Origin of the sequence: Phyllobacterium ifriqiyense (assembly GCF_030817885.1) — a bacterium.
GTDB lineage: Bacteria > Pseudomonadota > Alphaproteobacteria > Rhizobiales > Rhizobiaceae > Phyllobacterium > Phyllobacterium ifriqiyense.
Window position 1 is genome coordinate 2,994,557 of sequence record NZ_JAUSZT010000003.1, and the last position, 21,082, is coordinate 3,015,638.

Genomic DNA, 21,082 nt, shown 5'->3' on the forward strand with positions numbered 1-21,082 from the left:
CCCTCAGTTCACCCCAAGTTTTTTCTGCAAACTGGTTGATGAGGTTGTGTATTGAAACACAACGCGCTCGCCGGGATTGACGATGCGCTTTGCCGCCTGGGTCATCAATGCAGCTTCGTGGAAGCCCGACAGGATCAGCTTGAGTTTGCCCGGATACCAGTTGATGTCGCCAATGGCGAAAATGCCGGGTTCTGATGTTTCAAAAGTCTCGACATTCACCGAAATAAGATTTTCATGCAGGTTCAGGCCCCAATCGGCAATCGGACCCAGTTTCATGGTCAGGCCGAAGAATGGCAGGAGGCGCGTCACAGGAATCTCGACCTCGCCTTCTGCCGCCTTGATGACAGCGTGGGTCAGTTCGCCATTATCGCCTTTGAGGCCAGACACTTGTCCCAGCTCAAAACGAACGCTGCCGCTTTCCACCAGTTCAAACATTTTCTTGACGCTGTCTGGCGCTGCGCGGAATTCTGCGCGCCGGTGCACCACGGTCAGGCTACGGGCAATCGGCTGCAAGTTGAGCGCCCAATCCAGCGCACTGTCACCGCCCCCCACAATAAGAACATCCTGATCGCGGAATTCTTCCATGCGGCGCACGGAATAAAACACGCTCTTGCCTTCATAGGCCTCGATACCGGGAACCGGCGGGCGCTTGGGCTGGAAAGATCCGCCACCGGCTGCAATAACGACCACCTTGGCTTCGAACACTTCAGCATCATCCGTCTCGACGCGGAATGTTCCATCTTCGAGACGTTCAAGTCCCGTCACCATGCGATTGAAATGGAATTGGGGTGAAAACGGCTTGATCTGCTCCATCAGCTTTTCAGTCAGCTCATTGCCGCTGATGATGGGCCATGCCGGAATATCGTAGATCGGCTTTTCCGGATAAAGCTCTGCACACTGGCCGCCGGGGCGATCAAGAATATCGATGAGATGGCATTTCAGATCGTAAAGGCCAAGTTCAAACACCGCAAACAAGCCGACGGGCCCTGCGCCAATGATGACAACATCGGTTTTGATAATCTCGCTCATCGCAAATTCCTCATGCCGGACGGTCTGCATGCCGTGCAGATAGAAAAAGGGTAATGGCTGGCGTGTTCAAGACACACGGGCTGCCATGCGCGTAACGATTGCTTGTCCCAAGGTCAAGACAATGCCGCCGCTCAAGCTATGAAAAGCCGTTCTGCGGTTTGATTCTAATGGGTCAATGAGAAAATATCAGCCTGTGAGCTGCAATTATCGTCCTATGAGTGGCAATTCTATTGTGCGTGGTTCGACAGGGCTCACCATGAGGAAGGTGAGTTGGCTGCAGGCAGGTCACCGTGCCCGGCGCCATCTATTGCAAATACACCAACATTCCTCATCCTGAGCTTGTCGAAGGGCGCACGACAGAACTGCAATATCAGGACTGACGTTCCGGAACGTGCACCACAAGGCCATCCAGTTGATCAGAAACGTGGATCTGGCAGGAAAGCCTTGAATTGGGACGCACATCATAGGCGAAATCGAGCATGTCTTCTTCCATGGCCTCGGGTTCGCCAGTCGCAGCCTTCCATTCTTCATCCACATAGACATGACAGGTGGCGCAAGCGCAGGCGCCGCCACATTCCGCATCAATACCCGGAACAGCAAAGCGAATGGCACTTTCCATAACGGTAGAGCCGTTTTCGGCGTCCGCCTCGATGCGTTCGCCACCATGAGTGACAAAGGTGATTTTCGCCATGAATTAAGGCCCCAGTGATCAAGTTACCGCTGACATAGGGCTTTAAAGGCGTAAGTCAATTGTACTCCCTGACGCAGCGCAAACTTCAGCGCGTTATTGCCGCTATGTAATCGCGCGCATCATCAATGGCAGGGCGAAGGTCCCTGACCAGTTTCGAATCGGCTGGAGCCTGCTCGACCGCCTCTGCCAGTTCGGCCACGCGAAATGCGCCAATTGCATTGGCCGAACCCTTGAGCGAGCGGGCAAGCCGGACGCGATCATCAGGATTTGCGTGGATAAGTCTGTCCACGATGCCGCAGGTCTGACGGGAAAACAGGTTGAGGATTTCGGTTTCGAGAGCGCGGTTGCCGAATGTTTCACGGGTAAGGTGAACAAGATCAATCGGGCGCTTGCGCGCTGGCTTCGATCGCTCGCCACCTGGCGAAGCAAATGCCATCGATGCCTGTTGGGCCATTGGATATTCTCCTGAACGCTTTTACATTTGAACTCACGAGCCTAAGCTGATGACGCTGATTCAAGGTTAAAACGGGGCGGAAATCGTGCTTAAATGGTGCCTTATGGTGAACGCCGGGTAAATTTTTGCCTACAATTGAAATTTTATGAGAGGCCCAAAAATTAACCTTGTGTTTAAACTTTTAAGCATTTCCTGAATCCATTGTTTCTTTCCAAACCATGTGCCAGTACATTAAAGTAGCGGCGTAAAGAGTATGGCGCGGTTGGCCCCACATGTGGCCACCGCCCAATATTGTGAGGAAAACATGGCCACAGCCCCGAAAAGCAAGGCTTTCAAAGCCGAAGACGAGCTCGGTGAAGCCCTTGAAAAGGCTCTAGAAATCGATTTCGACGAGTCAACGCTCGGGATGGATATGGATCTGTCTCCACTTGACGATGATCTCTTGTCCCTGAACGATCTCGAAGCCCAGATTTCACAGGCAGCGCAAGAGCTTGCCGCCGAGAAATTTGAGACACCTGCCGCGGCCGAACCTATGAAATTGCCCGAACCTGAGGTAACAACGCCACCTGTTGCCGCCATTCCATTGCCTGCGCCAAAGCCGCAGATCAAGGCTGCCAATCCCATTCCCGCAGCTCCACCCGCGCCACCAAAGGCTCCGGCTGTTCCATCGCAGCCCTCCTTCCGGCCAGCGAATGACGACCTGCTTCAAGCCGCCAAGACCACGTACTCCACCAGTTCCGTTGTGCAGCCAAAATCCTATAGTCTGATCACAGGGATCATCAGTGTTCTTTGGGCCGGCAGTGTCTTGGCACTTGGCAATGCTCTTTACGGTCCATCGCTCTGGTCGATCCGGTCCTTCTCTGATTTTGCCGCAGCGCCTTACGCAATTGGCCTAGCGGTAGCGATCATCGTTCCAATCATGCTTTTCTGGGCATTCGCGATCATGATCCGTCGTGGTCAGGAAATGCAGTATGCTGCGCGTTCCATGGCGGAAGCAGCAATGCGCCTGTCCGAACCGGAAATGCTCTCATCCGACCGCGTTGCTTCGCTGGGTCAGGCTGTGCGCCGCGAAGTTGCGGCCATGAGCGAAGGTGTCGAGCGCACGCTGGCGCGCGCCGTTGAACTGGAAACCTTGGTCCAGACCGAAGTGAACCAGCTTGAACGCGTCTACACCGACAATGAATACCGCATCCGTACCCTCGTTGACCGTCTCGGCGGTGAACGCGAATCGGTAATCGGCCACGCAGAACGCGTGCGCGCTTCTATTTCCAGTGCCCATGAGCAGTTGAAAGACGAGCTTTCACTGGCAGGCGATTCCTTGCGCGAACACCTTTCCAGCGCGTCCACCAATCTTAGCATGTCGATAAACCAGTCTGGTGAGTCGCTCATTGAACGACTGACACAGAGCGGACAGGTAATTTCCGAGCAGATCGTTTCCCGTTCGGACGACATATCAAACAAGATCAGCACTTCCGGCGAAGCCTTTGCAAATCTTCTGGAAATGCGCATTGCAGCTCTGTCCGAACAGACAGATTCTGTAACAATGAAACTGGCTGATACGCTCGACGGCCGCACCAACAGCATGTTGTCGCTGCTGGGCAATGCCACGCAGACGCTGGTTGGCGAATTCGACACACGTCTCGCCGGGCTCGATACAACAATCAACGAACGCGGACGCTCACTGCTTGCAGAGTTCGAAACACGCGCCCATTCGCTGGATGCCAGCACTGAGCGTCTCAATTCGGCCCTCGAAGCCCGTGCGCGCCAGATCAACGAACAGTTGATCGAACGCACTCGCGACATCGCCAAGACCTTTACCGATGGCCGCGCTTCGATTGACGGCATTGTCGATGAGACAAAAGCAAAGATCGGTAATGATCTGTCGACGCTTTCCGAGCAGGTAGGCAGCCTTCTTTCCACCAATGCGGCGGCTCTTTCCGACCGCCTTGTGGAAAGCCGTGAAGCGCTCGCTGCCAAACTTGCTGAAGAACGCGATGCCCTCGCCGCGACATTGATTCAGGAAACCGACCGCGCTGCCATCGTTATTCGCGATCAGGCAGGACAGATCGGCGATCACACCTCAAACCTTAAATCCATCCTGGAAAGCAGCACTGCAGCTATTGGTCAGATCATCGAAGGCCATGGCTCGACCCTCGAAGAGCGTACTGCTGGTCTGCGTGCATCGCTTGTGGATAATGACGCCCGCATCGGTGCCACGCTCGAACAACATGCCAAGGCAATTGAAAACCGTACTGCCGGCATTCATACGCTGCTTGAAGACAATGAAGCCCGTATTGGTGCAACACTCGAACAGCACGCTAAAGCAATTGAAGATCGCACAGCCGGCATGCACGCCGCCTTTGCGGACACTGATACACGCATTCGCGACACGCTGGACGAACATGCTCGCAACATCGATCTGCGTAGCGCCAATATTGAAACAGCAATACACGCCACCGACACACGCATTGGCCAGACACTTGATGCCCATGCCAAGATCATCGATGAGCGCACCATTGGAATGCGTGCGGCATTTGTTGAAACACATGCCAAGATTGCGCAGACGCTTGATCAGCACAATCGAAGCCTTGACGAGCGCAACCAGGAAATCCAGCTGGCTCTTTCCGGCAGCGATGCCAAACTTGGCGAAACGCTTGCTGCTCATACGCAGGCTATTGATGCACGCAACGCCGAAATTCAGGCCACGCTGCTTAATAGCGGCACACGTATCGACGGCACATTGAGCGGCTTTATCGACAGTGTGGATGACCGTACAGGTCGCATCGAGTCGGCTTTGACCAGCAGTGACGCGCGTATCAGCGATGTTCTGGCCTCGCATGCCAGCGCCATTGAAGAGCGTACAGCCGGTATCGGTCAGGCCCTGATCGAAAGCGACTCGCGCATCAGCAATATCCTTTCCTCGCATGCAAGTTCCATCGACGAGCGGACAGCGGGAATCGAGCAGGCGCTCAGCAATAGCGATCAGCGTATCGGCCAGACTTTGGCTTCGCACGCTTCTTCGCTGGATGAGCGTACAGCCGGTATTCAGGCAGCGCTTGAAAATACCCATGCCCGCATCGGCGAGACACTGGCACAGCATGCTAGCGATATTGAAGAGCGCACAGCAGGCATCCGTTCTGTGCTCGACAGCAGCAATATGCAGATCGGCGACACGCTGGCTTCCCATATCGGAACGCTGGACGAGCGCGCTGCCGCTATTCGCGCAGCCTTGGCCGAAAGCGATACCCGCGTCGGCGAAACGCTCAACGATCATGCGACCATTCTCGACCAGCGCATTGCAGCCATTCGCGCAGCGATGGAACAGGGCAATGCTGCTCTGGGTCAGACGCTGGACGACAAGGCAGGTGCTATTGGCGACCGTACGGTAGCCTTGCAGGCGGTCCTGCAAGACAGCGCAGACGTGCTTGCCAAGGCCTTCGAAAACCATGGCGGTACAATCGACGAACGCACCACAACCATGCAGAATGCACTGGCCATTGGTGTCGATAATGTTCGCAAATCGCTCGAACAGAGTGCTTCGGTTGTCGCCCGCACGCTGCGTGAGAAAATCACGGAAGCTGCTTCTACCCTTACCGGTGAAGCACAGAAGGCCGGCGAGGCTCTTGACGGCCATGGCGAGGCATTCAGCCAGCGCATGAATGAAAGCCTGGCGGAAACCGAAAAACGGCTTGGTCAGCGCGCAACGGAGGCCGCCGCCAATCTCGAGGCTTTGGAGGCCCGCTTCTCGGCAGCCACCAATACGACCGCATCGAAGCTTGCGGAAAGCACCCGCGAATTGAACGAGGTTCTCTCGGCCCGTTCGCAGGAAATCATCAGCATTCTCGACAATACGGCTCAGCCGCTGGTCGAGAGCCTTGCCGATAATGGCCGTACGCTCGCCTCGCAGCTGGTGGAAGCAACCACATCCGCAACTGAACGCCTGCGGGTTGAAAATGCGGCTCTGATCAATGCTATCGCCAGCCGCACCGCAGAGACAATCACTGCTGTTCAGGCGGCCAAGGCTGGTCTGACCGATGATGTGAGCAACCTTATCGACCGCCTCTCCTCTTCAAATGCGAAGCTTGGCGAACTCATCGATATGGCGACCAAGAACCTTGGCGACATTGACGGACGCCTGCTCGACACGACGACGGCCTTTGCGGAGAACGCCACGAAGGCTGCTGAATCCTTCGAGACCTCAACCCGTCTGATTGATGGCAATCTCGGCAAACTGTCACAATTGTCCAACAGCACGCTGACCGACATTGCTTCCATCGCTCAGCGGTTTGACGAGCACGGCAACATGCTCAACAAGGCATCGGAACTAATCAACGCATCGCAAACCAACCTCGCCTCGACTTTTGACGAGCGCCAGGAAGCTTTGCAGGCATTGGCATCAGGTCTCATCGCCAAGTCGGAAACAATCGAGAAGACAATGCGTTCGTTCGAATCGCTTGTTTCCTCGGCATTCGACCGCGCCGAAGGCCGTGCAAACCAGACAACCGAACAGATTCGCAATTCCATCTCCGAAGTTGTGGAGCAGGCATCGCAGAAGTTTGCCAACGCGACCGATGAAATCCGTCGTTCTTCCGCAGCGATCCGTACGGAACTTGAACAGACCCGTTCCGAATTGCAACGCGGTGTGATGGATATGCCTGAAGAAGCCAAGCAATCCACGGCACAGATGCGCAAGGCTGTTTCCGAACAGATCAACGCATTGAAGGAACTCTCGGAAATCGTTCAGAAATCCGGGCGTCTTACTGACGTTGGCGAAGCACGGGCACAGCGCGCAGCGCCAGCCCGCGCAACAGCCGCAGTGGCAGCACAGCCACAACGGACCGAAGCGGTCGCTCCGGCACCGCGTCCCGCGGCGGCACCGACAGCATCAGCACCGGCTGCGCCTGCAATGCGCGGCACACTCGACACACGTGGCAATGCTGAACCGGCTCGTCCTGCCGGTAATGGCTGGGTGTCCGATCTCCTGCGCCGTGCTTCGACCGATGAAGCCGAGGCAGCGCCAAAGGCACCGGCAGGCCGCTCACCCGGTCAGGTTGTCGAGTCGCTCAATTCGCTATCGATTGACATCACCCGCGCCATCGACCACGAGGCTTCCGTTGAACTCTGGCAGCGTTACCGGGCTGGTGAGCGCAATGTCTTCACCCGCCGTCTCTACACGCTGAAGGGGCAGCAGACCTTTGACGAGATCAAGCGCAAGTACTCGTCTGATAGCGAGTTCAAACGTGCTGTTGATCGTTACATGGATGACTTCGAGCGCCTGCTTGAGGATGTCACACGCAACGATCGCGACAACACAACGACCCAAGCCTATCTGACCTCCGACACAGGCAAGGTTTACACCATGCTTGCCCATGCGAGTAATCGCCTGCGTTAAGAGCCAATTGGTATGAAAACAAAAACGCGGTCTTCGGACCGCGTTTTTTGTTAATATGCGTGGTTGATTGCTGAGAGCAAAGTAGTCTCGCATTCCGGTAGCTGCGTGGTTCGACGAGGCTCACTAGAAGGTGGTTGATTGCAGATTATTTGCCAAACTTGCAGGATGTAACGCCCTGCAAATAGCAATCCTCCTCATGGTGAGCCTCGTCGAACCACGCACAAGTCAAATGCAGCTAATCTGGATGATACAACACTCAAGCCCCTTCCAGCTCTGACACCTTCCCGAACATATCCCTGTAGGCTGTGGGCGTGGTGGCCAATTGCTGGCGGAAGTGATGCCGCAGCGTAGCGGCAGTGCCAAAACCCGTGTGCAAGGCAATCGTCTCAATAGAAAGCGTAGAGTTTTCCAAAAGATCGCGTGCTTTACCCAACCGCTCGGATAATAGCCATTTGGCAGGCGTCGTGCCAGTTGCAGCTTCAAAGCGGCGCAGGAAGGTACGTGTACTCATACCCGCAGCTTTAGAGAGGCTGGCGATGGAAAAGTCCTTCTGAATATTGTTCCGCATCGTTTCCAGCAGCGGAGAAAGCCTCACTCCCTCATGGGCTATGGGGACTGCTTGTTCGACAAATTGAGCCTGACCGCCATCGCGGTGGGGAGCCACAACAAGGCGCCGCGCAACCTTATTGGCGGCCTCGGTACCAAAATCGCGGCGAATAAGGTGCAGGCAAAGGTCGATGCCCGCCGCACTGCCAGCTGAGGTCAGAATATTGCCCTCGTCCACATAAAGCACATTCGGCGCAAACTCTATGTCCGGATAACGCTCGGTCAACAGATCGGCGTAGCGCCAATGGGTCGTAGCGCGCCGCCCCGATAAAAGGCCGGCGGCGGCAAGCACAAAGACGCCCGAGCAGATTGAAAGAATGCGCGCGCCCTTGGCATGGGCCTTTTGCAGAGCCTGTACCAACGGCTCCGGGACAGAATGTTCAACGCCGCGCCAGCCCGGCATGATAATCGTTCCAGCATGCTCGAACAGGTCAAGGCCGCCATCGGCAAGCACGCGCACGCCGCCTGTGGCGCGTAGCTCGCCCATTTCAATGCTGGCGACAGCAAATTTATACCAGTCATCGCCCATTTCCGGCCTTGGTAGCCCGAACATCTCGACCACGACACCGAATTCGAAAGTGCAAAGACCGTCATAAGCAACAGCACCACAAGCGGATTATCAAGACGGGGCGGGTTTGAGGCGTTTGACATGATATTGACGATATATGGCATTCTTGCCAACTACCAGCAATTTATCACCTGTTCTACTTCTTGCTCATCCAACACGAGGAGAGACAGAATGAGCTACGTAACCGAGATTGCCCCGGCCCCAGCCGATCAGGTCATTGATCATTTTTCCAGGCGTCTATCGCTGGAAACCGACTGCGCCGACGTGGCACAGGCGCTGAAGGATAGACCCGACTTTACCCTTTTGCATGTTGTAGGAACAAGCGCTGCCTATGAGCGTCGCCATATTCCCACTGCAATCCACCTGAACCACCGAGATATTTCAGCCGAACGCATGGCTGAATGGCCTCTGGATACGATTTTTGTCGTCTATTGCGCCGGACCCCATTGCAATGGTGCAGACCAGGCTGCGCTTAAGCTGGCGCGCCTTGGGCGGCCTGTGAAAATCATGATCGGTGGAATAACCGGTTGGGCCGACGAAGAATTGCCGTTTGCAACTGGACCGGAAGCTGGCAGCTTTAAGCAAGCAGCTTGATCACTCATCTCATCGAGTTGCTGAAACTGGCACCAATTTACTGCGTGGTTCGACAAGCTCACCATGAGGAGGGTTCATGGGTTGCATGAACAAGATCACCGACATTAAAGGCTAGCTTTGCAGATCACTAATCTTCCTCATGGTGAGCCCCGTCGAACCACGCATTGAATGGAATGCAAAATAGCCGGTATTGAGCTTACGCTCTAAATAACCGAAAGCGTCCAGGTGACGATATCGCTGGTGGCAGTGTCGAAGGCGCTATCAAGCGCGGCAATATAGGATGCGTTGCCTGCGCCCCTTACGGGCGATGTCGAACGGAAGACCTTTGTCGCACGCACGGTGCCATTCTTGTCATTCAGTATCTTTACGGCAATCTCAACAACGGCCGTTTCACTGCCGGAAGCATCAATGTTGAAAGTGCGAATATTGCTGATCACCTGATAATCGATGGCAAGGCCATCGCCCGGGCGACCAACACCGCCAAGCCGTCCAGTGCTTTCAAATGCCTGTGCGAGGCGAGACTGCACAATATTTGGCAGACGATCCGCCCACTGCGCACCTTTCAAAAAGGAAATTGAATTGGGACCGGAACGAACAACGACATTTTCACCGTCGAGCGCTTTCAATGCGGACGGGGCAGCGATCAATATCTGACGCCCCTGCTTCCTTGACGAGGTGACTTCCGGCGATGGGCTGGAAAGATCAAATGTATCGAGCTTCTTGGAACTGGCACAGGCCGACAAGGACAAGGCGATAACCAACGCTGCAATTACTGTCTTCGATTTCACCACTTAACCAATCCCACGCGTAACAGTTCATTAACTTTCATGCGATGCGAATCCATCAAAGTCAACGGCGCGTCCGTCCGTCATATTCAGGAACATTGCCGCTACCGCCGAAAATCACCCGCTGCGGGTTTTTCTCAAGATCTGTAATAGCGCGCTCGATGCGTTGAACCGACTGCCGGCTCTCATTGACAAGAGACTGCACGTCACGCAATCCCTGCCCTGAAAAGCGGTTGAGATTGTCGGTGATTGGTCCAAGTCTCGCATTCAGATTGTCTGCTACGGAACGATAGGATTGCAGCGTCTGACGGGCTTCGCGTACAACGCTGCCATCCTCGTCGGAAAGCTGTTTGTCCAGTTTGGCCAATACGCCGTCCACACGCGTTGACGCATTATTCAGTTTTTCCATCATCTGCCGTGCTTCAGCCACGACAGCCTGAACATCTTCAGCACTGCGGCTAAACTTTTCGATGACATCGGAATTCTTTGCAAGCGCATCGGTAAACTGCTTGGTATTGTTGACCGTATCGACCAAAGGCCCCTTCACTTCCGTGATAAAGCTCTCAATCGATCCCACCGCGCCATCGACGCGTTCAAGGATGGTTTGGGCCTTTTGCAGAAGGTTGTTCACGACAGACGGATCGGCATCAATGCGGGCAATGGAGTCTTCCTTTGCCGCTTCCACAAGCAGCATCGGTTCATAAAGCTTTCCGCCTTTCAACTCGATAAAGGCCTGGCCGGTCAGACCAGCAAAGCCCAGCGTGGCTTGGGTGGAACGCGTAATAGGTGTTGTTGCATCGACTTCCGCCTGCGCAATCACAGCATCAGGATTATTGTCGTCAATTTTCAAGCGCCGGATTGTACCAACCTTGATACCGTTGAACAGCACCTGACTGCCGTCAGCCAAACCTGTTACCGAGCCGAGAATACGGATTTCCAAAGTTGCAGTCTCGGTTTTGTCACCATAACGCGCAATCCAGTAAACAAATCCGAAGGCCAGCATGCAGACAGCAAGCGTGAAAATACCGACCAGAACATAATTGGCTTTTGTTTCCATGAATTACTCTGCTCGACCCTGTTGTTCCGCTAGTGGTCTGATAAAATTCACTCCACTAGCCTGTTCTGCGGTGGTACATTTGGCGTTGGCGCAGCTTCACTACGCGGCGAACGCCGCCTGTTATCGCCATTGGATACAATTTGACGAGCACGCTTTCCACGGAAATATTCTTTCACCCACGGATCGTCAAACGCCAACATATCCTCAATGGTTCCTTCGATCAGAACCTTCTTATTGCCCAATACAGCGATTCGGTCACATACAGCGAACAGACTGTCGAGGTCATGGGTGACCATATAGACGGTAAGCCCCATCGTATCGCGCAGATCGGCAATCAATTCGTCGAAGTCAGCGGCACCAATAGGATCAAGACCTGATGTCGGCTCATCGAGGAAGACGATTTCGGGATCAAGCGACAAGGCGCGGGCCAAGGCCGCACGCTTGATCATCCCGCCTGAAAGCTCCGATGGAAACTTATCCGCGGTATCGGGCTTGAGTCCCACGAGTTCGATCTTGAGCCGGGCTAGCTCATCCATAAGCTTTTGAGGAATATCGAGATATTCACGCATCGGCACCTGAATGTTTTCAAGCACGGTCAAGGACGAAAACAGCGCCCCATGCTGGAAAAGCACCCCCATACGCATATCGACAGCGAGTTTGTCCTGCTCGCTCGCCTCGTCAATATCGTGACCGAAAATGCTGATCTTGCCCTTTTGCTTCTGGTTGAGGCCCAGAATCGTCCGCATGAGAACAGACTTACCCGTTCCTGACGCTCCGACGAAACCAAGGATTTCGCCGCGATAAACATCAAGATCAAGATTGTTGAGCACAGTCGAACGACCGAAGGAGACACTGACATCTTTCACAGAAAGGATGACGTCGTCAGCCTTTGTGTGCGTGCTCTGGTTACTTTCTTTCGGATTCATGCGCCTCGATCTACTTTAAGCAGGCTTCTGCCTGGGGCTTCAGTTTTAAAAATTGATGGACGCGTAGAAGATGGCGAAAATGCCATCGACCACAATGACGACGAAAATCGATTTGACCACAGATGCTGTAACCCGTTGTCCCAAAGATTCAGCGCTGCCACCGACCTTCATGCCTTCAACAGAAGCCATCACCCCGATGATCATGGCCATGAAAGGCGCCTTGATCAGACCGGCAAGGTAGCTGGAAAGATCGACTGCATCGCGCAAACGCTGGATAAAGGCATCCGGCGGAATTCCAGAATAGGCCCATGTGATGACCATGGCGCCGCCCAATGCCGCGAAATCCGCAATAATTGTCAGCAATGGCAGCGAGATCACCAATGCAACGAGACGCGGGAAAACCAGAACACCGACGGGATTGAGACCAATAACAGTCAGTGCATCGGTTTCTTCGCGCATTTTCATTGAGCCGATTTCGGCGGTGATCGCGCTACCCGAGCGGCCCGCAATCATGATTGCCGTCAAAAGCACACCGATTTCACGCAGCACCAAAATGCCAACAAGATCGACAACGAATATTTCGGCACCGAAGTAGCGCAACTGGAAAGCGCCCTGCTGCGCGATAATTGCACCAATAATGGTCGACATAAGCACAACCACCGGCACCGCGCCGATACCCATACTGTCTATTTGATGAATAATTGCCGCCGGGCGAATACTGCTTCTGCTACTGCCCTTCATCTGCGCGCCGCGAACGGTTGCGCCGAGAATGTGCATCGCCTTGATGAAATCATCGCCAAAGGCATAGACCATGCGACCAATCGATTCAAAGAATCGCGTTATCAAGGACGGGCGGTCAATATGAATAACTTCCGGAGGAGCAGCCGCAATATCGCCAACGGCCTCAAACAGAGCACCCCAGCTTTCGGACTGTCCTTCAATGGAAACTGTTTTGCCGGATTTTTCCAGCGCAGTGCGCAGGCGCTCTACCAGCCAGGTTCCCGCAGTATCCAGCAATTCCACGCCGGACAGATCAATAACGGCGCTAGAAAACCCGTTATCAACTTCGATATCGCGCATGGTTTCGTCCACGCGGCGAACATTGCGTGTGGTCCATGCCCCTGTAAGTGTAACTGTAGCGCGATCCCCGTCCTTGTTGAACTCAACATGCGGAGGCGCGGCAGTAGAAGCACTTGAATTGTTTGCTCTATCGGTCAACATCAACAACACACATATCGAGTCTCCCGACCGATGTCACTGGAACAATTAAGGCGCAGATTATGATAATTAGCTTGGATATAGCGGTAGAACGATGGCCCATTGCCGGAACGTTTACGATCTCCCGTGGTTCCAAGACTGAAGCAGCAATTGTCGTGTGCACGTTAAGTGACGGCGTGCACAGCGGGCGCGGTGAATGCGTGCCCTATGCGCGATATGGTGAGAGCATCGACTCGGTTTGTGCCGAGATTGAAGGTCTGCGCGATGCTTTGAGCAAGGGCGCGACACGCAACGATCTGCCGGGGCTCATTCATGCAGGCGCGGCACGCAACGCCGTAGATTGCGCCTTGTGGGATCTCGAAGCCAAGCGCCAAGGCACAAGCGTGACCTCTCTACTGGGCCTGCCAGAATTGCACGATTTGACCACCGCCGTGACTGTTTCGTTCGGTGATGCTGCAACAATGGCAAAGGCAGCGAGCGGCTTTGCCGACAGACCCTTGATCAAGGTCAAGGTTGGCGGCGAGAATGATGCAGAGCGGATAAGAGCCGTAGCACTGGCCGCGCCCTCAAGCCGCATTATCATTGACGCGAATGAAGGCTGGACCAATGCCAATATTCTGGAAAACATGCTTGCCTGCGCGCGGGCCGGTATTGCGCTGATCGAGCAGCCACTGCCCGCCGGAAATGATGCCATCCTCGCTGAAATTCCGCACCCTGTGCCCATTTGTGCTGACGAAAGCGCCCACGGCACGGATGATCTGCACAAATTGCTGGGGCGCTATGACAGCATCAATATCAAGCTGGACAAGACCGGCGGACTAACCGAAGCGCTGCGCATGCATAATCGCGCACGCGAACTTGGCTTTGGGATCATGGTCGGTTGCATGGTTGGCACATCCCTGGCCATGGCTCCGGCTGTTATCGTGGCTCAAGATGCCGATTTTGTCGATCTGGACGGTCCCTTGATCCTCAAGCAGGACCGGACGCCGGGACTAGAATTTAACGGAAGCCGGGTTTCGCCGCCCAAGCCGGAACTGTGGGGCTAGACCCAAATTTTCTAGGTCTCGCGCTGCTCAAGCCTCAGAGACACAACGGCGAGAGACAGACCGATAGCTGCGAGGGCAACCATGGCGTAAAAGCCGTAAATGCCGGTGGCCGAGTAGAGCGGCCCGGATGCCATCGTGGCAATGGCCAATGACGTGCCGATGAAAAAGGTTGAAAGCCCCTGCGCCGTGCCGCCGCGCTCTTCGGGAATGGTAAGGACGATCATTTTTTGCATACCGAGAAATGACAGGGCAAATGAGAAGCAGTGCAGGCACTGGACGACCAGAAAACCAGCAACGCCAAGTCCGGCGGGTTCGATCAATGGAAAGGCGGCCCAGCGGAACATTGCCACGGCAGACCCGATCATCAGCACCTTGGCGGGATGGAGATTGCCGAATATGCGGCGGAAACAGGTGAACATGATCACTTCCGCAACGACAGAGATCGACCAGAATGCCCCGATTACGGTTTCTTCTATGCCGATCGACTTCCAGTAAATCGCCGAGAAACTGTAGCCATAGGCGTGGCTCGCCTGTGTGATGCCTGTCGCGATGAGGAAGGTAACAAAAGCCGGACGGCGCAGCGCCCTGCCCGCATTTGCTATGTCGACATCGGAAAGTGGGGAAAGCCTGCGTGGTTTGCCGATTCTGGGTACGATAAAGCTCATGCCGCATGCCAGCACCAGCGCGCCGAGCAAAGCCCAAGGGATAATGTGCTCGCCCAAACGCTGGATGAAGATGCCCGCCACAAACGAAGTGAGCAGGAAAGAAATTGAGCCCCAAACCCGCATCTTGGCAAAATCGGCGCCGTAACGGCGAACGCCCGAAAGGGCAATCGTATCTGCAACTGGTACCTGTGAAGTCCATGGCGGCGAAAGCAGCAACGACACAGCGAGAATACCGACAAAGCCGAAGGGTACGAAGTAGAACGCCGCGACGGCTACCGCCAATATAGTGCACAAGGTCAGAATATGCGCCCGGTCGTTGGAGCGGTCTGCCAGCATCGAAACCAGAGGTGCCGCGATGACCCGGACGAAAAGGGGCATCGACAATACGATGGAAATTTCTGTCGGAGTCAGCGACCGATATTCAAGCCAGAGCGGAAAATAGGGCAGATGCAACCCGTTCGACATGAAAATAGCGAAATAGGTCAACGCAATCCGCAACTCAAAGCGAGACGGTTTCCCTTGGCTTAAATCCGCAACGGCGGCTGTCATTCGGTGGGACTTTCGGAAAAATACGAAGCTGTTCAGGCAGAATCACAACCATGCGTTGCCTTGAGCTTGGCCATTATCATGAAATTCAAAGAGTTCATAGAATTGGACAAGTTTTGCTGGTGCAACTCAACAGAATACAAATCTTTCGTCGCATTGCATTTCTAAGAGAATCGATGACAGTGCTTTAGGCACACCATTGGGGTCTCAATGCATGGCAGACGGCAATGAAATCATAGCGCCAATCAGTTCTGCAGAGACGTGGCAACGTGCTGGTTTTTGGCATCGGTTGATCGCAGCTGTGATTGATGGCTTTACTGTTGCATTACCATTACAAATTTTGGTCGTTATACTTTTTCTCGTCACAAATGGTCATGTGCAAGGTTCTGCTGGATTTACCACCACCCGCTGTGTAGCGGTTAGTGTAGTTCCTCCGCCCGGATTTAACTCTACGCGTGAATGCCGCACATCATTTTTAGGTTTTGATACAGCTCATACTTTGGTCTTGGACAGTGTTTCACAAGACGGCACCGTCAATACCAGTTCTTCCACAAAGTACACTCTCGGCCCCGATGGGCGCCCCAACGACGCTTTCATTATTGACGGATTTTATTGGGTTCTTTCGTTGACTTACTTGATTATACTGGAATATCGATTTGGACAAACCTTGGGAAAATACATCGTTAGCATTCGAACGATAGATGTTGATGTGCCCGAAAGAGTAGGCATCCCGTTGAAAAAAGCTGTTTTCCGCCAACTTGCGATGTTGGTCGTTATGATGCTGCCGCTGCTACCAGCTCTGCTATCCATGCTTTTCATCTCACTTACGATGACACCCATAATCGTGTCATTACTTCTGATGCTGGCTTGGTACCTCTGGATCATAATATCGATCGTTGAAAGACGGGACCCGATCTATGATCAATTGGCTGGAACAGCGGTTATAACCAACCAGATTTTAACCATAGAAACTACCGCGCCGAAATAGTCTGGCGGGATTTGACCGTATGACCGGGCACTTCGCGCGAGACGCCGATCCTTGTCAGGATACTTTCGAAAATATCGGCGCAGGCTTCCCAGCTGAATCCCTGCAACGTCGCTTCGGGGTCGACGCGGCCCATCGCAAGAGCAGCCAGAGCCGCCTCTCCCAAGTCCTCGGAGAGAACCCCAGCGCCGGTTGCGTTGATGACATCCTTAGATCCCGGCACAGGATAGGCTGCGACCGGCAGACCGGAGGCTATAGCCTCAAGTAGCACCAGCCCGAACGTGTCGGTCCGGCTTGGAAAGACGAAGACATCCGCCCCCGCATAGAAGCGTGCCAGCGCCTCACCTTCATGCTTGCCTGCAAAAACGGCCTTTGGATATTTGCGTTTCAGATTTTCGAGGTCGGGACCATTACCGACTATCAGCTTCGTGCCCGGCAAATCCAGCGACAGGAAAGCTTCGAGATTCTTCTCGATAGCGACCCGCCCTACACAGATGAAAACCGGTCGTTGCAAGTGCAGATCAACGTCTGGTTGCGGCCGGAACAATTCCCGGTCTACGCCCCGCGTCCACACCTTCAGGGTTTCAAATCCCCGCACAATCAGCTCATCATGAATTGACTGCGTTGGTACAAGGCAGGATTCAGCAGCATTGTGGAAGCGCCGCAGCCAGCCATAGGACCATGACAGCGGGACCGGCAAGCGCTTGCGCAGATATTCAGGAAAACGGGTATGAAAGCTTGTGGTAAAACGCCAGTTATTCTTGATGCACGTGCGGCGCGCCATCATGCCCAGCGGACCTTCCGTCGCGATATGGACATAGGCCGGTTGTATGGCCTCAATCCGTGCCTTGACCGCCGATGGCAGTGTCAACGCAAGCCGGATTTCCGGATAGGTCGGGCAAGGCACAGAATGATAGTCGGCCGGGGAGATGATCGTCACCTCAAAGCCCCGCGCCTCCATCTGCTCGCGTACTTTGGTCAGGGTTCGCACGACACCATTGACTTGCGGATGCCAGGCATCCGAAACGATGACGAGCCGTTTAATCTCGTCACGCTGCATTCGCCGCCTTTGGCCGCTTATCGGCAATCTGGATCACCGGCGCGAAGCCTGCATGCTCGCTGATGAGATGTGTCCAGGATAGAAGTTCCATCCTTCCGTCAAAATGTTCGACGATAGCCGTACAGCTTTCCACCCAGTCGCCCGTGTTGATATATTCGATACCGTCTATCTGTTCGATGGTCGCATGGTGAATGTGTCCACAGATAACACCATCGGCACCGATACGCCGCGCCTCGTCGGAAACAACTGTCTGGAACGAACCGATGAAATTGACCGCTTTCTTGACGCGGAATTTGGCCCATGCGGAGAAGGACCAATAGCGCAGACCAAGACGGCGGCGCACCTTGTTCATCACGGTATTGATAGCAAGCGCTGCATCATAGGCCCAGTCACCCAGATAGGCGATGTGGCGGGCATTGCGCACAACCACATCGAACTGGTCGCCATGAATCACCAGAAACTTACGGCCATCAGCCGTTTCGTGCATCAGGCGGTCGGTGACTTCAATGCCGCCGAAATGCGTGCCCTGGAAGTCACGCAGAAATTCATCGTGATTGCCGGCGACATAATGAATTGTCGCACCTTTGCGGCTTTTGCGCAGGAGCTTTTGCACAATATCATTATGTTCCTGAGGCCAGTGCCATGACCGGCGAAGACGCCAACCATCGACAATATCGCCGACGAGATAGATGGTTTCGGCATCATGGTGCTTCAAAAAGTCCAGCAAAAAGCTAGCCTTAGCGCCTTTTGAGCCAAGATGGATATCGGACAGAAACAGCGTGCGGAACTTTTTAGGCTCGGCCTCGACCATGATGCGGATCTCCGTATCGCGCTGACGCAAACGCGTCTTCTGCGCGACACAAACCCGATTCATGTCACAGTCTTATGACGGCAAGGAAAAATGCAGATTTGAACGATAAAGACTTGTATCAAATCTATGTTCATTTATGCCTCAAGATAGATATCAGACGACGACCCAGACCGATACTCCGGAAGGAAGCAATTCATGGCCCAGGACAATACGCCCGGCAATTCAGAACTTGACGAAAGCGCGCTGTTTTATCACCGCTTTCCCACGCCGGGTAAGCTGGAAATTCAGACGACAAAGCCGCTTGGCAACCAGCGTGATCTTGCCCTTGCCTATTCTCCCGGCGTTGCCGCGCCCTGCCTTGCCATTCACGCCAACCCGTCTACCGCTGCCGATTACACAAGTCGCGCCAATCTGGTTGCCGTTATTTCAAACGGCACTGCCGTGCTTGGCCTTGGCAATATCGGACCGCTGGCCTCCAAACCAGTGATGGAGGGCAAGGCCGTCCTGTTCAAGAAATTTGCGAATATCGACGTATTCGACATTGAGATTGACGCGCAGGAAATCAACAAGATTGTTGACGTTGTTGCTGCCTTGGAACCCACTTTCGGCGGCATAAACCTCGAAGATATCAAAGCACCGGAATGTTTCGAAGTTGAAGAGCAGCTTCGTGAGAAGATGAATATTCCGGTATTTCATGACGATCAGCACGGCACGGCGATCATTGTTGCCGCTGCGATCATCAACGGCATGGAGCTTGCCGGCAAAGATCTTTCCAAGGTCAAAATCGTGGCTTCCGGTGCCGGTGCCGCAGCACTTGCCTGCCTCAATCTTCTCGTCAAGCTTGGTGCGGACCGCAAGAATATCTGGGTCTGCGATCTGGATGGTGTGGTCTATGAGGGCCGTAACACGCTGATGGACCGCTGGAAGTCTGTCTATGTGCAAAAGACCGATGCGCGCGTTCTTGCCGACGTTATCGGTGGTGCTGATGTGTTTCTTGGTCTGTCGGCAGCGGGCGTGTTGAAACCTGAACTTCTCAAGCAGATGGCACCCAATCCGTTGATTATGGCGCTTGCCAATCCAAATCCGGAAATCATGCCCGAAGTGGCCCGCGCAGCACGTGCTGATGCCATGATCTGCACGGGCCGTTCGGACTTCCCAAATCAGGTCAACAACGTTCTTTGCTTCCCCTATATTTTCCGTGGCGCGCTCGACTGCGGCGCAAGTGCGATCAACGAAGAAATGAAAATGGCGGCAGTTCAGGCCATCGCCGCCCTTGCCCGTGAAGAGCCATCGGATGTTGCAGCCCGCGCCTATTCTGGCGAAACACCGACATTCGGCCCCAACTACCTGATTCCTTCGCCGTTCGATCCGCGTCTTATTCTGCGCATTGCGCCAGCGGTGGCAAAGGCAGCGATGGAAACTGGCGTTGCTGAACGTCCCATTGAAGATTTCGACGCTTATCTCGACCGGCTAAACCGCTTCGTGTTCCGCTCCGGCCTTATCATGAAGCCAATCTTCACTGCGGCAAAAACCGCCGAGAAGAAGCGCGTCATCTATGCGGATGGTGAGGATGAGCGCGTATTGCGCGCAGCTCAGGTGGTGCTGGAAGAAGGTATCGCCATTCCAACACTTATCGGTCGTCCCCAGGTCATCGAAACGCGCCTTCAACGCTACGGCTTGAAAATCAAGATTGGACAGGATTTCGATATTATCGATCCGGAAGACGATCCCCGCTATCGCGACTATGTTGATCTGCTCGTTAGCCTGACAGGGCGACGCGGCACGACACCGGAGGTTGCTCGCACAATGGTTCGCGCCAGCGGCACCGTTATTGCAGCGCTTGCCATCGTGCGTGGCGAAGCCGATGCCATGATCTGTGGTCTTGAAGGTCGCTTTGAGCGGCACTTGCGCAATGTCGAGCTCATTATCGGCAAGTCAGAAGGCATCCGTAATTTCTCCGCCCTCAGCCTGCTCATCTCACAGCGCGGCGTGCTCTTCCTTACCGACACCTATGTTAGTATCGATCCGACTGCGGAAGAGATCGCGGAAAAAACCGTCCTTGCTGCGAACGAAATCCGACGCTTTGGCATTGAGCCTAAAGCTGCCTTGCTCTCACATTCGAACTTTGGCTCACGCGATTCTGAAAGCGCAGCAAAAATGCGCAACGCTTCAGAAATCCTGCGCGTAAAGGCTCCGGAACTTGAGCAGGACGGCGAAATGCACGGCGATAGCGCGCTTTCACAAATTCTGCGGGAGCGCGTACTGCCCCATTCCCGCTTGACGGACGAGGCAAATCTCTTGGTTTTCCCCAATCTTGATGCAGCCAATATCACGCTAAATGTCGTCAAGTCGGTAACAGATGCCCTGCATGTCGGCCCGATCCTGCTGGGTGCTGCCAAGCCCGCGCATATTCTGACGCCTTCAGTGACATCGCGCGGTATTGTCAACATGACGGCGCTGGCAGTTGTGGAAGCTTCACAGCGGATTGAGTAAAACTTTCGTCTTATTGCTGCCGCATCAACATGGATGGTTTCGCCTAAACTCCAAGAAGAGACCATCCATGCTCCGGACATCTTTTATCATCGTTGCCGCATTTGGCGCTGTACTGGCTGCGACTGGTTTGTCCCATGCGCAAAGCGATACATGCGT

Annotated in this window: 16 protein-coding genes; 5 read left to right on the top strand and 11 right to left on the bottom strand. The window is 54.3% G+C overall.

All coding sequences use genetic code 11. The features are described 5' to 3' along the window. Positions 1-3: 3 nt before the first annotated feature. The 3 genes from QFZ34_RS22235 to QFZ34_RS22245 all read right to left on the bottom strand — a co-directional run bounded on the left by QFZ34_RS22235 (position 4) and on the right by QFZ34_RS22245 (position 2,174). Entirely contained in the window at positions 4-1,029 is a 1,026-nt protein-coding gene (locus QFZ34_RS22235; protein ID WP_307285670.1) for an NAD(P)/FAD-dependent oxidoreductase, read from the bottom strand. Between the two features lie 370 nt (positions 1,030-1,399). After that, complete coding sequence (locus QFZ34_RS22240; RefSeq protein ID WP_307285673.1) at positions 1,400-1,720, bottom strand: 2Fe-2S iron-sulfur cluster-binding protein; 321 nt, start codon at positions 1,718-1,720, stop codon at positions 1,400-1,402. An 85-nt stretch (positions 1,721-1,805) separates the two neighbouring features. Then, positions 1,806-2,174 (bottom strand): Hpt domain-containing protein, encoded by a 369-nt coding sequence (locus tag QFZ34_RS22245; RefSeq protein WP_115052765.1) that lies wholly within the window; start codon positions 2,172-2,174, stop codon positions 1,806-1,808. 304 nt (positions 2,175-2,478) lie between these two features. On the opposite strand from QFZ34_RS22245, the gene QFZ34_RS22250 reads away from it, so the two are divergent. Next, on the top strand, positions 2,479-7,566 hold the full coding sequence (locus QFZ34_RS22250; protein WP_307285678.1) for an apolipoprotein A-IV repeat region-like domain-containing protein: 5,088 nt from the start codon (positions 2,479-2,481) through the stop codon (positions 7,564-7,566). A gap of 256 nt (positions 7,567-7,822) precedes the next feature. Here the strand turns inward: QFZ34_RS22250 and ftrA are convergent, their stop codons facing one another. Then, positions 7,823-8,725, bottom strand: coding sequence for a transcriptional regulator FtrA (gene ftrA, locus QFZ34_RS22255; protein WP_307285683.1), 903 nt, complete (start codon positions 8,723-8,725; stop codon positions 7,823-7,825). 186 nt (positions 8,726-8,911) lie between these two features. On the opposite strand from ftrA, the gene QFZ34_RS22260 reads away from it, so the two are divergent. After that, complete coding sequence (locus QFZ34_RS22260) at positions 8,912-9,334, top strand: rhodanese-like domain-containing protein (RefSeq protein WP_307285686.1); 423 nt, start codon at positions 8,912-8,914, stop codon at positions 9,332-9,334. A 203-nt stretch (positions 9,335-9,537) separates the two neighbouring features. On the opposite strand, the gene QFZ34_RS22265 is transcribed toward QFZ34_RS22260, so the two are convergent. The 4 genes from QFZ34_RS22265 to QFZ34_RS22280 form a co-directional block, all read right to left on the bottom strand. Then, positions 9,538-10,122 (bottom strand): ABC-type transport auxiliary lipoprotein family protein, encoded by a 585-nt coding sequence (locus QFZ34_RS22265; RefSeq protein WP_370878830.1) that lies wholly within the window; start codon positions 10,120-10,122, stop codon positions 9,538-9,540. Between the two features lie 61 nt (positions 10,123-10,183). Continuing rightward, positions 10,184-11,176, bottom strand: coding sequence for an MlaD family protein (locus QFZ34_RS22270; RefSeq protein ID WP_115052760.1), 993 nt, complete (start codon positions 11,174-11,176; stop codon positions 10,184-10,186). A 47-nt stretch (positions 11,177-11,223) separates the two neighbouring features. Further along, the gene (locus QFZ34_RS22275) at positions 11,224-12,102 is read right to left on the bottom strand and encodes an ABC transporter ATP-binding protein (protein WP_307285695.1); all 879 of its coding nucleotides are present in this window, start codon (positions 12,100-12,102) and stop codon (positions 11,224-11,226) included. Positions 12,103-12,147: 45 nt separating this feature from the next. Continuing rightward, positions 12,148-13,323, bottom strand: a complete 1,176-nt coding sequence (locus QFZ34_RS22280) for an ABC transporter permease (protein WP_115052758.1) — start codon at positions 13,321-13,323, stop codon at positions 12,148-12,150. Between the two features lie 59 nt (positions 13,324-13,382). Here QFZ34_RS22280 and dgcA point away from each other — a divergent pair, with 59 nt between their 5' ends. Continuing rightward, positions 13,383-14,366 carry an N-acetyl-D-Glu racemase DgcA gene (gene dgcA / locus QFZ34_RS22285; RefSeq protein WP_307285698.1) on the top strand — a complete coding sequence of 328 codons (984 nt, stop codon included), beginning with the start codon at positions 13,383-13,385 and terminating at the stop codon, positions 14,364-14,366. Between the two features lie 11 nt (positions 14,367-14,377). Here the strand turns inward: dgcA and QFZ34_RS22290 are convergent, their stop codons facing one another. After that, positions 14,378-15,580, bottom strand: a complete 1,203-nt coding sequence (locus QFZ34_RS22290; protein WP_307285702.1) for an MFS transporter — start codon at positions 15,578-15,580, stop codon at positions 14,378-14,380. Between the two features lie 211 nt (positions 15,581-15,791). Here QFZ34_RS22290 and QFZ34_RS22295 point away from each other — a divergent pair, with 211 nt between their 5' ends. Continuing rightward, positions 15,792-16,565 (top strand): RDD family protein, encoded by a 774-nt coding sequence (locus QFZ34_RS22295; protein ID WP_307285706.1) that lies wholly within the window; start codon positions 15,792-15,794, stop codon positions 16,563-16,565. Here QFZ34_RS22295 and QFZ34_RS22300 read toward each other — a convergent pair. Next, on the bottom strand, positions 16,549-17,622 hold the full coding sequence (locus tag QFZ34_RS22300; protein WP_115052754.1) for a glycosyltransferase family 4 protein: 1,074 nt from the start codon (positions 17,620-17,622) through the stop codon (positions 16,549-16,551). The two genes, QFZ34_RS22295 and QFZ34_RS22300, sit on opposite strands and share 17 nt — an antisense overlap. Then, positions 17,612-18,433 (bottom strand): UDP-2,3-diacylglucosamine diphosphatase, encoded by an 822-nt coding sequence (locus QFZ34_RS22305; RefSeq protein ID WP_115053272.1) that lies wholly within the window; start codon positions 18,431-18,433, stop codon positions 17,612-17,614. The genes QFZ34_RS22300 and QFZ34_RS22305 overlap by 11 nt, the downstream gene beginning before the upstream one ends. Before the next feature lie 195 nt (positions 18,434-18,628). On the opposite strand from QFZ34_RS22305, the gene QFZ34_RS22310 reads away from it, so the two are divergent. Beyond that, a complete protein-coding gene (locus QFZ34_RS22310) occupies positions 18,629-20,926 on the top strand; it encodes an NADP-dependent malic enzyme (RefSeq protein WP_307285710.1) in 2,298 nt (765 codons plus the stop codon). Positions 20,927-21,082: the final 156 nt, after the last annotated feature.